This is a genomic window from Streptomyces sp. Act143, assembly GCF_003143935.1.
Classification (GTDB): domain Bacteria; phylum Actinomycetota; class Actinomycetes; order Streptomycetales; family Streptomycetaceae; genus Streptomyces.
Genome location: NZ_QFRX01000001.1, coordinates 473,517 through 488,401, shown reverse-complemented (window position 1 = coordinate 488,401; position 14,885 = coordinate 473,517). Strand labels below are relative to the sequence as shown.

General features: G+C 71.7%; 8 protein-coding genes. 5 read left to right on the top strand and 3 right to left on the bottom strand.

The genetic code is table 11. From position 1 onward, the window contains the following. Nucleotides 1-36: 36 nt before the first annotated feature. From DI272_RS02125 to DI272_RS02110, 4 genes are all read left to right on the top strand, one after another. Entirely contained in the window at nt 37-1,596 is a 1,560-nt protein-coding gene (locus DI272_RS02125) for a sugar ABC transporter ATP-binding protein (RefSeq protein ID WP_109493422.1), read from the top strand. Next, nucleotides 1,589-2,551 carry an ABC transporter permease gene (locus tag DI272_RS02120; protein ID WP_109493421.1) on the top strand — a complete coding sequence of 321 codons (963 nt, stop codon included), beginning with the start codon at nt 1,589-1,591 and terminating at the stop codon, nt 2,549-2,551. Before DI272_RS02125 ends, DI272_RS02120 begins: the two co-directional genes overlap by 8 nt. Next, nucleotides 2,548-3,582: an ABC transporter permease gene (locus DI272_RS02115; protein ID WP_109493420.1), complete on the top strand. Its 1,035-nt coding sequence runs from the start codon at nt 2,548-2,550 to the stop codon at nt 3,580-3,582. The genes DI272_RS02120 and DI272_RS02115 overlap by 4 nt, the downstream gene beginning before the upstream one ends. A 125-nt stretch (nt 3,583-3,707) precedes the next feature. Beyond that, entirely contained in the window at nt 3,708-6,071 is a 2,364-nt protein-coding gene (locus DI272_RS02110; protein WP_109493419.1) for an AbfB domain-containing protein, read from the top strand. Nucleotides 6,072-6,151: 80 nt separating this feature from the next. Here DI272_RS02110 and DI272_RS02105 read toward each other — a convergent pair whose 3' ends face one another. The 3 genes from DI272_RS02105 to DI272_RS02100 all read right to left on the bottom strand — a co-directional run bounded on the left by DI272_RS02105 (nt 6,152) and on the right by DI272_RS02100 (nt 13,376). Further along, nucleotides 6,152-9,430 carry a LamG-like jellyroll fold domain-containing protein gene (locus tag DI272_RS02105; RefSeq protein WP_109493418.1) on the bottom strand — a complete coding sequence of 1,093 codons (3,279 nt, stop codon included), beginning with the start codon at nt 9,428-9,430 and terminating at the stop codon, nt 6,152-6,154. A 314-nt stretch (nt 9,431-9,744) separates the two neighbouring features. Then, nucleotides 9,745-9,939, bottom strand: a complete 195-nt coding sequence (locus tag DI272_RS46140) for a nucleotidyltransferase domain-containing protein (RefSeq protein ID WP_375138021.1) — start codon at nt 9,937-9,939, stop codon at nt 9,745-9,747. A 119-nt stretch (nt 9,940-10,058) separates the two neighbouring features. Further along, the gene (locus DI272_RS02100; protein ID WP_109500635.1) at nt 10,059-13,376 is read right to left on the bottom strand and encodes a right-handed parallel beta-helix repeat-containing protein; all 3,318 of its coding nucleotides are present in this window, start codon (nt 13,374-13,376) and stop codon (nt 10,059-10,061) included. Nucleotides 13,377-13,563: 187 nt separating this feature from the next. Here DI272_RS02100 and DI272_RS02095 point away from each other — a divergent pair, with 187 nt between their 5' ends. Continuing rightward, nucleotides 13,564-14,751 carry a S8 family serine peptidase gene (locus tag DI272_RS02095; RefSeq protein WP_109493417.1) on the top strand — a complete coding sequence of 396 codons (1,188 nt, stop codon included), beginning with the start codon at nt 13,564-13,566 and terminating at the stop codon, nt 14,749-14,751. Nucleotides 14,752-14,885 lie beyond the last annotated feature (134 nt).

Genomic DNA, 14,885 nt, shown 5'->3' with positions numbered 1-14,885 from the left:
TCCGGTCATCCCTTCCTCGCATTCTGGAGGCACACGGTGGCATCCCCCGCCGAAGTCCTCGCCGTCCGCGGACTGAGCAAGACCTTCCCCGGCGTCCGGGCCCTGGACGGCGTGGACCTCACCCTGCACGCCGGTGAGGTCCACGCCCTGATCGGCGAGAACGGCGCCGGCAAGTCGACCCTCATCAAACTCCTCACCGGCGTGTACCGGCCCGACGCGGGCGAGATCGTCCTCCAGGGCCGAACGGTCTCCTTCGCCACCCCGCTCGAGGCGCAGAAGGCGGGCATCTCCACCATCTACCAAGAGGTCAACCTCATTCCGCTGCTCAGCGTCGCCCGCAACCTGTTCCTGGGCCGCGAACCCCGCAACCGCCTCGGGGTGCTGGACGTGTCACGCATGAACCGGCAGGCCGAGGAGACTCTGCGCACCTACGGAGTGCGGGTGGACGTCCGCCGCCCGCTGCGCACCCTCGGAGTCGGCGCCCAGCAGATGGTTGCCCTGGCCCGCGCCGTCGCCACCGACGCCCGGATCGTCATCATGGACGAGCCGACCTCCTCCCTCGAACCCCGTGAGGTGGAAACCCTCTTCACCGTCATCCGCCGCCTGCGCGATGCGGGCATCGCCGTGGTCTACGTCAGCCATCGCCTCGACGAGCTGTACGCCGTGTGCGACACCGTCACCGTGCTGCGCGACGGCAGCCGCGTCCACCACGGCGAACTGGCCGAACTCGACCGCCTGGCCCTGGTGTCGACGATGCTCGGCCGGGACCTGGGCGAGGTCCGCGCGGAGGGCCTGACCAAGTTCACCGGTGACCACGGCGCGGCCGGCACCGAACCAGTGCTGGAAGCACGCCACTTGACGGTGCCTCACAAGCTGCACGGCGTGTCGCTGGGCATCCGTCCCGGCGAGGTCGTCGGACTCGGCGGTCTGCTCGGCTCCGGCCGCACCGAGACGGCCAAGGCCATCGCCGGTGCCCTGCCCACCCGTTCGGGCGGTGTCACCGTCGCCGGTGTGCCGCTGCGCACGGGATCCACCCCGGCCGCCCTCCGCGCCGGCATCAGCCTGTTGCCCGAGGACCGCAAGAGCGAGGGCATCGTCCCGGGCCTGTCGGTGCGCGAGAACATCGCCCTCGCCGTCCTGCCGCGCCTGTCCCGTTTCGGCCTCGTCTCCGAGGCCCGCGTCGACTCCGTCGTGGACACCTTCGTCGAACGGCTGCGCATCAAGGCGTCCTCACCGCACCAGAAGGTCGGCGAACTCTCCGGCGGCAACCAGCAGAAGGTGCTGCTCGCCCGCTGGCTCGCCATGCACCCCAAGGTGCTCCTCCTCGACGAACCGACACGGGGCATCGACGTCGGAGCCAAGGCCGAGGTGCAGAAACTCGTCGACGAACTGGCCGCCGACGGCCTGGGCGTCCTGCTCATCTCCTCCGACCTGGAGGAACTGATCGAAGGGTCCGACCGCGTGGTCGTACTGAAGGACGGGGCAGTGGTCGGCGAGTTGACCGGCGACGACGTCACCGAGGAGAAACTGATGCGCACCATCGCCGGGGACGCCCCCGCGCGCGACGCCCACGAGGAGGCCGCCGTCGATGGCTGAAGCCGCCCTGCGCACCGTCCCGTTCGACAAGAACCGCGTCCTGCAATGGCTCCAGACCTACGGCGTCTACGCCGGCGTGGGCGCCCTGCTCGTCGTCAACGTCGTCATCACCCCGCACTTCCTGTCCGCGGAGAACTTCCGCACCCAGGCCGTCCAGGTCGCCCCGGTCATCATCGTCGCGCTCGGCATGGCGCTGGTCATCGGCACGGAGGGCGTCGATCTGTCCGTCGGCGCGGTGATGGCGCTGGCCGCCTCCGTCACCGCCCTCTACCTCGGCTACGGCCTGCTGCCCGCCCTGCTCGTCGTCGCCCTGTTCGCGGCCGGGGCCGGGGTGGCCAACGGCGCGCTGGTGGCGCTCATCGGGGTCCAGCCCATCGTCGCCACGCTGGCGTTGATGGTCGGCGGCCGCGGCCTGGCGCTGGTGCTGCTGCCCCAGCTGAAGGACCTGCGCAACCCCGCCCTGGCGTCCCTCGGCTCGGGTGACGTCCTGGGCGTGCCGTATCTGATCCTGATCGCCGCCGTACTGGCGCTGCTGGTGGCGTTCGTCGTCCGCCGCACCACCTTCGGGCGCCAGCTGCTCGCCGTCGGCGACAGCCGCCCCGCGGCCCAGCTCGCCGGTCTGCCCGTACGCCGGGTCCTGATCGTCGTGTACGTCGTCAGCGCGCTGCTGGCGGCGGTCGCGGGCGTGCTGGCCACCGCCAGGCTCCAGGCCAGCGACCCGACCTCGCTGGGCAACCTGATGGAACTGTCCGCGATCACGGCGGTGGTGGTCGGCGGCACCCCGCTGACCGGCGGGCGGGTCAACATCGCCGGAACCGTGGCCGGCGCCGTCCTCATCCAGCTGCTGACCGCCACGCTCATCAAGCACGACCTGCCGCCGTCCTGGACCCAGATCGCGCAGGCCGTCGTGATCGTCGCCGCGGTCTACGCGGCGCGGGGACGGGGGAAGCGATGACCACGACCGAGACGGACCCGCCCGTGACCACCGCGAGCATCGAACCCGGGAAGACCGCCCAGCCGGTGGGCTCCGCCCGCGCCGAGCGGCTGAGCGCACTGATCCAGCAGCACGGCGCACTGGCCGTCCTCGTCCTCGTCTCCCTGGCGGCGTCGTTCTCCTTCGACTCCTTCGCCACCGGCGACAACCTGGGCAACATGGCGACCAGTTCGGCCTTCCTCGCGATCGTCGCCCTCGGCATGACCTTCGTCATCATCACCGGCGGCATCGACCTCTCCGTCGGCTCCCTCTTCGCCCTCGGCGGTGTCCTGGCCGCCTGGGGTTCGCGGCACGGCACGCTGGTGGCGCTGCTGCTTCCGCTCGCGGTCTGCGGGCTCATCGGCGTCGTCAACGGTCTGCTGGTCGCCCGGTCCCGGCTGGCGCCCTTCATCGTCACCCTCGCCGCCATGCTGGGCGCGCGCGGGCTGCTGCTGGCGCTGACCGACGAGGGCGCCGACACCTACCTCATCGGCAAGGGCTCGGTGCTGGCCGACCTCGGACAGGGCAAGACCCTCGGCCTCGGCAACCCGGTCTGGATCACCCTGGCGCTGTTCGTCGCCGGCGCCGTCGTCCTGCGCCGTACCCGCTTCGGACAGCACGTGTACGCCGTCGGCGGCAACGAGGACGCGGCGGCCCTGATGGGCGCCCCGGTGGCCCGCACCAAGATCCTCGTGTACACCCTGTCCGGGCTCCTGGCGGGCCTGGCGGGCGCGTTGAACGCCGCCTGGCTGGCGTCCGGGGTGACCATCCTCGGCAACGGCATGGAGCTGGAGGCCATCTCCGCCGTCGTCATCGGCGGCACCCTGCTCACCGGCGGCCTCGGCCACGTAAGCGGCTCGCTGGTCGGGGTGCTGCTGCTGAAGGTCATCCAGAACGTCATCAACCAGATCGGCTCCCTGGACTCCTCCTACCAACAGGTCGTCAGCGGCGCCTTCCTGGCCGTGGTCGTCATCGCCCAGACCTGGCTGGGCCGCAGACGCCGGCTGATGTGACAGACCCCGGACGGCGGCAGGCCCACAGCTCTGCCGCCGCCTCCGGGTCCAGGCGGTCGGACGCTCATGCCCGGCCGCCTTTCGCACGCGCACGTCTCCCCGCCCCCACCACTCAAGGAGCCATGATGCGTCGAGTACCCGCATGCCAAGGGCCGTCGGCCCGGCTGAGACGCCGTCTGCGGTGGGCGACCACCGTGTCGGCCGTGCTCGCGACGGTGGCCGGCCTGGCCCTGACGGTCGCCGGGACCGCGACCGCCGCCGCGCAGGCATGGACCCCCAAGCCGTCGCCGCTGACCACTCCGTGGACCGACCAGGTCCCCACCGACACGCCGCTGCCCGAATACCCCCGGCCCCAGCTGACCCGCCCCGACTGGGCCAACCTCAACGGCATCTGGGACTTCGCCGTCACCGCGGCCGACGCCGGTCAGCCCGCCACGTTCACCGAACAGATCCGCGTCCCCTTCGTCGCCGAGTCCGCTCTCTCCGGCATCCAGCGGAAGATCACGCAGAACGACAAGCTCTGGTACAAGCGCACCTTCACCGTCCCCGCGGGCTGGAACGGCCGCCGCGTGCAGCTCAACTTCGGTGCCAGCGACTGGCGGACCAGCGTCTGGGTCAACGGCCGCTCGGCCGGAGCCGTGCACAGCGGCGGCTACGACGCCTTCTCCTTCGACATCACCGACCTGCTGAGCGGCGGCAGCAACACCCTGGTCGTCTCCGTCTGGGACCCCACCGAGACCGGCAACCAGGCCATCGGCAAGCAGCGCATCCGTGATGTCGCCCCGCACTCCGGCGGGGGCATCTTCTACACCGCCGCCTCCGGCATCTGGCAGACGGTGTGGCTGGAGCCGACCGCCGCCGCCGCCGTCACCCGCCTCGACCTGGTCCCGGACCCGGCGAACAGCAGGCTGAAGGTCACCGTGCACGGCACCGGCATCAGCGGCCACCAGGCCCGCGTCACCGTCTCCACCGGCGGCACCACCGTCGGCACGGCCACCGGCGCGGTCGGCGGCGAGTTCACCGTCCCCGTCCCGAACCCCCATCTGTGGACCCCGGACGACCCGTTCCTGTACGACGTCAAGGCCGACCTGCTCTCCGGCTCCACCGTCGTGGACTCCGTCGGCAGCTACACCGGCATGCGCACCATCGGCCTGGCGAGCGTCGGCGGCCATCTGCGGCCCGTTCTCAACGGCAGGTTCGTCTTCCAGACCGGCACCCTGGACCAGGGCTACTGGCCCGACGGCATCTACACCGCGCCCACCGACGCAGCGCTCCGCCACGACCTGCAAAAGCACAAGGACCTGGGCTTCAACATGGTCCGCAAGCACATCAAGGTGGAGCCGCAGCGCTGGTTCTACTGGGCCGACCGGCTCGGACTGCTGGTGTGGCAGGACATGCCCGCCATGGACCTGCGCACCCCCGACAGCGCCGCCCGCACCCAGTGGGAGGCCGAGTACGACCGGATCATCGACCAGCACCGCAGCTCTCCCTCACTCGTCGTGTGGGTCAACCAGAACGAGGGCTGGGGCCAGTACGACCAGGCCCGCATCGCCGACGAGGTGAAGGCGTACGACCCCTCGCGGCTCGTCGACAACATGAGCGGCGTCAACTGCTGCGGCGCCGTCGACGGCGGCAACGGCGACCTCGTCGACCACCACGTCTACGTCGGGCCGGGCATCACCGTGCCCAGTACCACCCGGGCCGCGGTGCTCGGCGAGTTCGGCGGACTGGGCTACAAGGTCGCCGGCCACGAGTGGTACCCCGGCGGCGGCTTCAGCTACGAGGACCAGCCCAGCCAGGCCAACCTCGACAACCGGCTCGTGGGCCTGCTCGACGCCATCCGCCAGGTCCGCATGCCGCGCGGTCTGTCCGCATCGGTGTACACCGAGATCACCGACGTGGAGAACGAGGCCAACGGCCTGCTCACCTACGACCGTCAGGTGGTCAAGGTCGACGAGGCCAGGGTGCGGGCCGCGAACCGGGCGCTGATCGACGCCTCGAAGGGCACCACCGCCCCGGTCACCCTGCCCGCCGGCCAGTACAAGTCCCTGCGCGTGACGACTCCCGGTCACACCGACCGCTACCTGCGCCACAAGGACGGCGCGGTCTTCACCGAGGTCGTCAACGGCGGCAGTGACGCCCTGCTCAAGAACGACGCCACCTGGAAGATCGTCCCCGGTCTGGCGAACAACACCTGCTACAGCTTCGAGTCCCGCAACTACCCCGGCCAGTACCTGCGCCACCGCGACTACCGCGTCTACAAGGAATCCGGCACCACCGACCTGTTCCGCGCCGACGCCACCTTCTGCCCGGTCCCCGGCGCGAACGGAGGCGTTCGCCTGTCCGCGTACAACTTCCCCGAGCAGTACCTGCGCCACTACAACGCCGAACTCTGGCTGGCGACCCCGGGCGGCACACACACCTACGACACCCCGGCCCTGTTCACCGAGGACACCACATGGGCGGTGGAGGCGCCCTGGGCACCGTGACCTGCCTCTGAAGCACAAGGACGCGGCCCCGGCGGGGGAGTGGACCTCCCGTCGGGGCCGCGCCCTTCCCGCGTCCGGGATCAGGGCTTCTCGTCCCCGTACAGGCCGCTCACCTCCGTGTCGCTCAGTGCCCTGTCGAAGGCGTGGACCTCGTCCACCGCGCCGTTCCAGAAGTCGACGTTCGCGCCGTCCCAGTGGGCGCGGCCCACGGTCAGCGGGCCGGTGCTCGGGTAGGCGGCACCCCCGGTGGTGGTGGCCGCGAGGTGTCCGTCGACGTAGAGCCGGATCTCGTCGGTCGTGGCGTCCCGCACGCCCACGAGGTGGTACCAGCGGCCCGTCTCCGCCGCCAGGGTCACCTGGGCGCGGCGCTCACCGGGCGTGCTGAAGGCGAAGGTGCCGTGGCCGTACTGGAGGTAGAAGGGGTTGGCCGTGGCGCGGGAGTCCTGGCTGACCGCGGTGGCGTAGTTGCCGGGGAGCTGGTCGAGGCGGACCCAGGCGGCCACCGAGTAGCTGCCCGCGGTGTCGAGGACGGGCCCGGCGGTCTCGGCGTACTGCTTCTGACCGTCGAACTTCAGGGCGCTGCCGCTGATGCCGGAGGTCCAGGTGGTGCCCTCGCGCAGGGTCAGGGGCTGGGCGTTGGGACCCTGGTCCGCGGCGGTCGTGCCGGTGTTCTCGTCCAGGGACCAGTGGCCGCCCCCGGTCAGCGGCTTGTGCGAGCCGGCCGCGGCGCCCGCCGCGATCACCTTGCGGTTGATCGCCCGCACCTGGGCCGCGTCGACCTTGATCTCCCGACGGTCGTAGGTGTACAGGCCGTTGAGCTCGTTCTCCAGGTCGGTGATCTGGGTGTAGACCGATCCGGACAGTTCCGCGCCGGCCTGGGCGAGGTAGAACTGCTCGGTGTTCTCGACGTACTTGCGGGTCAGCTCCGCCTTGGAATCGACGCCGCTGTAGATGACGGTCGGGGCGCCCGGCCACATGTGGCCCGGGGTGCGCAGCACGAATCCGCCGTGCTCGCCGTCGACGGCGGCGCGGGTGCCGTCCGGGAAGGCGGGGTCGGTGTTGTTGTAGTCGTGGTGGTCGACGATGTCGCCCTTGCCGGAATCCCCCTTGGAGTTACAGCAGTTGACACCGCTGTGGGCGTTGACGACGCGCGACGGGTCGGCGGCCTGCACCGCCTCGGCGATACGCCCGGTCTCCTCGCGGCTCCACTCGCCCCAGCCCTCGTTGAAGACGATCCAGCCGATGACGGAGGGCGAGTTGTGGTGCTGGCGCATCATCTCCCTGCCCTGGTCCACGAAGGCTTTCTGGCCCGTCTCGTTCGTGATGTTGCCGGAGACGAAGTCCTGCCAGACGAGCAGTCCGAGCTTGTCGGCGTGGTAGAACCAGCGGGCCGGCTCGACCTTGATGTGTTTGCGGACGGCGTTGAAGCCGAGCTTCTTGTGCGCCTCGAGATCGAAGGCGAGGGCCTCGTCGCTGGGCGCGGTGTACAGGCCGTCGGGCCAGAAGCCCTGGTCGAGGGTGGCGAGCGAGAAGATCGGCTTGCCGTTGAGGACCAGCTTGTTGAAGCCGCCGACCTTCTCGATGCCGACCTCGCGCATGCCGAAGTAGCTGCGGACCTTGTCGGTGGCGCGGCCGTCGGTGAGCTTGACGTCGAGGTCGTAGAGGTAGGGATCGTCCGGGCTCCACAGGTGCTGCTTGGCGACGGGCAGCGTCAACTGCTTGCCGGCCGGACCGCTGACCCGGCCGACGACCTTGCCGTGCGCGTCGCGGGCGACGGCTTCGACGCGGGCGGCGGGGGAGGCGTCGTCGGCGTCGACCGTCACGGCCAGCGTGCCGGTGTCGATGTCGGGGGTGGTGACGATGTCGTCGATGGACGTGGCGGCGACGGGTTCCATCCACACGGTCTGCCAGATGCCGGAGGTCTGGGTGTAGAAGATGCCGCCGGGGTTGGTGGACTGCTTGCCCATGGGCTGGTCGGCGCCGCCGGTGTCGGTGACCGCGACGACGATCTCCTGCGGGCCGGTGCCCTTGAGGGCGTCGGTGATGTCGATGCCGAACGCGTTGTAACCGCCGGTGTGCTGGGCGACCTCGGTGCCGTTCACGTACACGGTGGCCCGGTAGTCCACGGCGCCGAAGTTGAGCTTCAGCCGGTTGGCCTGTCCGCTCTTGCCGACCTTCCAGGCGCTGGGGACGTCGACGAGCTTGCGGTAGAACATGTGGTCCTCGTGGCGCTCCAGTCCCGACAGCTGGGACTCGACGGCGAACGGCACGATGATCTTCTCGTCGAGTTCCTTGCCGAACACCGGGGCCTCGCCCGCCGCGGCGGCGCTGAACTGCCAGGGCCCGTTGAGGTTCTTCCAGGCGGAGCGCACCTGCTGCGGGCGCGGGTACTCCGGCAGCGGATGCCTGGTGTCGAGCTTGTCGCCCCACTGGGTGGTGAGCCGGTGGGCGGAGGCGTTCTCGGCGTAGCGGATCAGCTTCGGCACGGGCTCACCGCCGACCGTCAGGCCGCCCTCACCGTCGTAGGAGAGCCTGACCGCCTGATTCTGCTGGATCGCCGCGGAGAGCGTGACGAGGAGCGAGGCGGGGTCGTCGGGGTAGGCCGACACCGACTGGAGGGGCATGGCGGTGGTGTCGGCCTGGATCTCCAGATGGTCCTTGACGGCCTGGAGGCTGCCGACCGCACCGTCGAAGCGCAGTCGCAGCCGCTTGCCGTCCGCGGCGACGGTCGGTTCGACCGGGTAGACCTCGAAGTCGTCCGGTGGCGTGAACGCCGACATGGGCACGAGCTGCTTGGACAGCGTCGGTGTCGACCAGCGCAGGAACATGTTGGCTCCGCCGGTGTCCTGGAACATCTCCAGGCGGAAGTCGTGCTGTTCGCCGGCGGTCAGGTGGACGGGAGCGCTGGTCTGCTCCCTGTCCCAGTCGCCCACCCAGTGGTCGATGACGGGTTTGCCATCGATGTACAGCCGGAAGCCGTTGTCGCCGATGGCGTGGAAGGTGTAGTCGGCGGTCGCGGGTGCTGCTATCCGTCCCGTCCACCGTGCGGTGGTGTGTTCCGTCCGGCCGGTCAGCTCCTGGAAGGTGCTGGTCAGTCCGGAGAAGTTGATCTGGGGGTCGAGGAGGGTGCCGCCGAGCTCGGCGAAGTCGCGGGCTCCGGGCGCCGACATGCTGAAGTACTCGCCCTTCAGCCCGTGTGTCTGCACGGCGGCCGGTGCGGCGGCGGACACCGACGGAGCGCTCGGCAGCTCCGCGGCGGTGGCGACGGGCGTCAGGCCCAGCGGGGGAAGGGTCAGCGCGGCCGCGACGAGCAGGGCCCGGAAGACGGGTCTCGGGCGGCGGGTGGGGTGTTGTGTCATCGAACCTTTCCTCGTGCAAGAGGCCATGGCCGGGCGAGGGGTCCGGCATGGCCTTTTCAACGTTGGAAATCCTGTGACAGCGGTATGACAACACGGCCTCCGGGGGCTGTCCAGACCTCGCGCAGCACTCGGTCGACCGGCCGCCGCAGGGCGATCGGTCGGGGTGCTCGGGCCGAGGGCGGGGTGCTACGCGGAGGGAACCGGACCCGCAAAGGGGCTGCAGCGGGGGCGAGTTCACGGTGTTGGTCATGCTTCCCGCCCGCCCCGGCAGCTCCAGCGGCGGGGCGTCGACGGCACACTCGCGAGCCTTCGGCTCAGGATTTCCTCGAAACCTGTCCCGGAGTGAATGCCGCCACCACGGCGGCCCGTTGGCCCTGCCGATGCATCTCGTCCAAATCACGCTGCTGGCACGTCTGTTCGCCGATCAGAGCGTCAACTCCCCATCCCGTGCGGATGCAGACATCAACGTCCGCCCGGTGCAGCTGGGGCGGACACACGTCGACAGCCATGCTCAAGACACCGGCCGCGGACGGGGATACCCACGTCCGGGATGCGCTGTGCCCGCCTGCGGGACGGTGAGCCGGGCGATCACCGGACCGGCAGGAAGCCTTCCGTCCCTGCGGCCGGGTCAGCGCGGGCTCGTCGTCGTGGGCCGGGGCGGCAGGTCCTCCGGGAGCAGCGTGCGCAGGTCGTCGAGGCCGGGAGCGGGCAGCGCGCCGATGCGGCCGGCCTGGTTGGTCATCATGGCCTCCAGCAGTCGGCGGGCCGTGCGCGCGTTGCCGAAGGAGCGGTCGCGCGGGAGGGCGTCGATGTGGGCGCCGAGGGCGTCGAGGGCTTCCGGCGAGCAGTCGTAGCCGTAGCCCGAGGCGGAGCGGGCGAGGATGTCCAGCAGCTCCTGGGTGCTGTAGTTCTCGAACTCCACGGTCCGCGAGAACCGTGAGGCCAGACCGGGGTTGGAGGCCAGGAAGCGGTCCATCTCGCGGGTGTATCCGGCCGCGATGACGACGACCTCGTCGCGGTGGTCCTCCATCAGCTTCAGCAAGGTGTCGACCGCCTCACGGCCGAAGTCGGAGGTCGCGCCCTCGGGGGTGAGGGTGTAGGCCTCGTCGACGAACAGCACGCCACCCAGAGCTCGTTCGAAGGCTTCCTTGGTGAGCTGGGCCGTGTGGCCGACGTAGCGGCCGACCAGATCGGCCCGTGCGACCTCGACGAGCTGGCCCTTGGGCAGGACACCGAGGGAGCGCAGGAGGTCGGCGTAGAGGCGGGCGACGGTGGTCTTACCGGTACCGGGCGGGCCCGAGAAGATCAGATGGTGGCTGATCTTCGGGACGGGCAGGCCGGCGGCCCGGCGCTGCTTGGTGGCGGTGAGGAGGTTGACCAGGGCGGTCACCTCGTTCTTGACGGCGGTCAGGCCGACCATGGCGTCGAGTTCGGCGAGGAGCTCCTCGGCGCCCGGTCCGGTATCGGCGGCGGAACCGGCGTCCGCGGCCACGTCCTCGGGCAGCAGCAGGCTCAGGTCGCTCTCCGCCGGACTGGTCATGGCACCGAGCCGGTGGGCCTGCCGGTCGACCATCTCCTCGAACACCTTGCGGGCCGCGCGGCCATTGCCGAAGGCGGCGTCACGCGGCATCCGCTCGTAGTGCCGGCTCAGGGCGTCCAGCGTCGCCGGGGTGAGCTCGTAGCGGTGCGCCGCGCACATGTTCTCGGTGATGGTCACCAGCTCGTCGACCGAGTAGTTGTCGAACTGGATGGTCCGGGTGAAGCGCGAGGCAAGGCCCGGGTTCGAGGCGAGGAAGGCGTCCATCTCGGAGGTGTATCCGGCCGCGATGACGACGACGTCGTCGCGGTGGTCCTCCATCAGCTTCAGCAGGGTGTCGACGGCTTCCCGGCCGAAGTCGGCGCCCGATCCTCGGCTGTCGGACAGCAGGGTGTACGCCTCGTCGATGAACAGCACGCCCCCGAGGGCGTCGTTGAACGCCTCGGTGGTCTTGATCGCCGTCCCGCCGATGACCTGGGCGACGAGATCGGCGCGGGAGACCTCGACCAGGTGTCCGGAGCGCAGCACGCCGAGGTCCGCCAGGATGCCTCCGTAGAGGCGGGCGACGGTGGTCTTGCCGGTGCCGGGCGGCCCGGAGAAGACCAGGTGGCGGCTCATCGACGGGACGGGCATGCCGAGTTGGAGGCGCCGCTGGGCGAGCTGGTTGAGGTTCACGAGGGTGTGCACCTGATGCTTGACGTCGGCGAGTCCGACGAGCGACTCCAGTTGCTCCAGCGGTCCCTGGGGCGCCGTGGCCTGTTCGCCGCCGCCCGGCCCGGCCGCCGCGACGTCCGCGGGCAAGGTGTCACCCCAGGCGTCCGGTGCGCCGTTGCCCGCGCTGCTCAGGTCGTGCACCCCGAGCTGGTCGCTGAACCTGGTCTGGCGCAGGCCCGCGCCGCGGTTGTCGCGCACCGTGCAGTCGGTGGCGGTCACCGGCTCGGAACTGTCGACACGGATGCCGTCACCGGTGTTGCCGGTGATCTGACAGCCGGTCAGGGAGGCCCGGCCGCCGTTGGACACCAGCACGCCGTGGGCGGCGCACTCCGTCACCTGGGTGCGCAGCGCGGAGAGTTCGCCGCCGCTGTCCACGACGAGGCCGGAGCCCGCGCCGGACTCGACGCGGCAGTCCCGCAGGGCCGCGATGCCCGCCGTGCCGACGGAGACGGCGGCGTCGGCCGCCGCGCGCAGCACGGTGTCGCGGATCTCCGGCCGGCCGCCCGAGGCGATCCGCAGTGCCGCGGCACCCGCCCGGTCGATCTCGCAGTGCTCCAGGCGCCCGCGCCCGTCCTCGACGACCTCCACGCCGTGTCCCCCCGGGGAGCTGATCCGGGCGCGGCGCAGCAGGGGGTGGGCCGCGGTGCGGATCCGGATGCCGGCGCCGGCCGCATCCGCTATCAGCAGGGAGTCGAACTCCGCCGCCGACTCGTCCTCCAGCAGCACCGCGCAGTCCTTGTCGGCGCAGTCGCGCACCGTGGCGCGGGTGAAGGACGGCGAGCTGGAACCGATGACGCGGATCGCGGGGGCACCGGCGCTGTCGAAGTCGCAGTCCCGGAAGGTGCCCCGGGAGCGTTCGGTGACGGCGAGTCCGCTGCCCTTGGTGCGTGCGGTACGACAGCCCAGCAGCTCCGGATCGGCGGCCGAGCCGAGCAGGATGCCGGGGCCGGAGGTGTCCGTGACCGTGACCTGTTCCAAGACCGGGCGCGAGCCGCTGGTGACGTAGACGCCGATGGTGGTGTCGTGGACGTCGCTGCGGACGACACGGGTGGCGCAGCGGCCCTCCAGGGCGATGGCGGGCTTGTCGGTGGCGGAGATGTCGCAGCCCTCCACCAGACCCTGCGCCGAGCCGTTGGCGAGGACGCCGTTGGCGCGGGCGTCGCGGATCCGGCAGTCACGCACGGTCGTGTCGGCCTCCTCGCCGATGACGACGCCGGACGTGCCGAGGTTCTCGATGAGGCAGTCGGCGACGATGCTGCCGGTGGCGGCCGTGTCCACGACGCCGGCGCCGTCCGGGTTGCTGATCCGGCAGCCGCGCAGGGCCAGCGAACCGGACTCTCTGGCCAGGACCGCCGTCCAGCCCGAGCCGACGACCGTGCAGCCGTCCATGGCGACCTGGCCGCGTGGCGCGTCGACCACGGGCAGGTCCTCGCTGCCGCCCCGCAGCGTCAGGTCGGTGAGCAGGACGGCGTCGGCGACCAGGACGACGGCGGTGCCCCGGCGGGGGCAGATCTCGGCGCTGCCCGGTTCGCCGTCGGCGACGATGGTGACGCGGGTCCTGATGGTCAGGTTCTCGTCGTAGCGGCCCGCAGCCACTCGGATCACCGCGCCCGTGCGTGCCTTCGCCAGGGCGTCGCCGATCTTCTGGAAACTGTCCGATCGGCCCGGGCAGACCCTGAGCAACTGCCGTGACACGCTGTGATCCTCCTTGTGATGATGCGCCTGTTGGAACTGCGCCGCCCGGTCGCGGTGCGGGCGTACGGCGGTGCGCACACGGGGTGCACGCTACGGGACCCCGACCGTCAACTTCCAGGACAGGCAGGGGAGATGGCGGGGTACACCGGCGCGGTGTGGGATGGGCGGCATGCCTAGGATGTGCGCCATGCGCGCTCGAACCCACCGCCCGCAGGCCGCCGGGGCCGCTTCGGCGGTCGCCGCCGCGCTGCTGGTGGCCGTCGGGGCCGCCCCCGCGGCGGCCGAATCCGTGGAACTGCCCGCCGTACGGACCTCGTTGGGATCGGACGAGCCGTGTGCGACGGCCTCCACCCAGCGGGTGCAGACGGAGCCCTGGGCCCTGGCCTCGCTCGGCGCGTCCCGGGCGCTGACCCTCTCGGCGGGGGCCGGGACGACCGTGGCGGTCGTGGACACCGGTGTCAGCGAGAAAGCGCCCGGCCTGACGGGCAGGGTGACGGCCCTCGGGGACGCGGGCACCGACTGCGTCGGCCACGGCACCTTCGCGGCGGGGCTGATCGCGGCGGCACCCGAGGCTGGCGGTGCGGCCGGGCCGGCGGGGCTGGCGCCCCGGGCCCGGATCCTCGCCGTACGGGGCACGGACGAGAGGGGCGGCGTCACCGCCCAGCGGCTCGCGGACGCGATCCGCGAGGCCGCCGACGAAGGGGCCGCGGTCATCTACGTCGGCGGGGCGCTGGCCGACGGCAAGGCGGTCCTGTCGGCCGCGGTGGCGTACGCGAGCGAGAAGGACGCCCTGGTTGTGGCGCCGCTCGCGCCCGACGCGTTGACGAAGGACCGGTCCGGGCAGCCGGTGACGCCGGAGCCCTGGTACTGGCCCGCCGCGGCGCCCGGGGTGCTGGCGGTGACCGACTTCGGGCCCGACGGAAAGCGGCCCGACAACGCCCCGGTGGTCTCCGGCGCGGACCTCGCGGCACCGGGGGACGGCGTGGTCGGCATCGGCCCGGCGGGCAAGGGCCACTACATCGGCTCCGGGGCGTCCCTCGCCGCGGCGCATGTCGCGGGAGCGGCGGCCCAGGTCCGCGCGCGCTATCCGGAGCTGTCCGCGGCCGAGGTGTCGCGGCGGCTGACGGAGGCCGCCTACCCGGCCGCACCGCCCCGACTCGACCCCTACGCCGCGCTGAGCGCCGTACTGCCCGACAGCCCCGGCACCCCACCCCGCCCAGCGGCGGCCGTGGTCCCGGCGGCCGCCGCGACCGGGCCCCGCAACCGCGCGCTGGTGGTGGCCGCCGGCAGTGCCGCGGTGGTGGCCCTGGTGGCCGCGGCGGCGGTGGTGATCCCGCGCGGACGAGCGCGTGGCTGGCGCGCGGCGGGGAGCTGAACGCCGGCCGACCGGTCGGCGGAGTACCGCCGATGCCGCGGGCGGGCTGCCGCGACCCGGGGCACCGGGGCGGCCGACGAGCCGTGTCGCAGCCGGTGTGCACGCGGGCCGCGCCCTCCCTTCGTGGCGTGCGC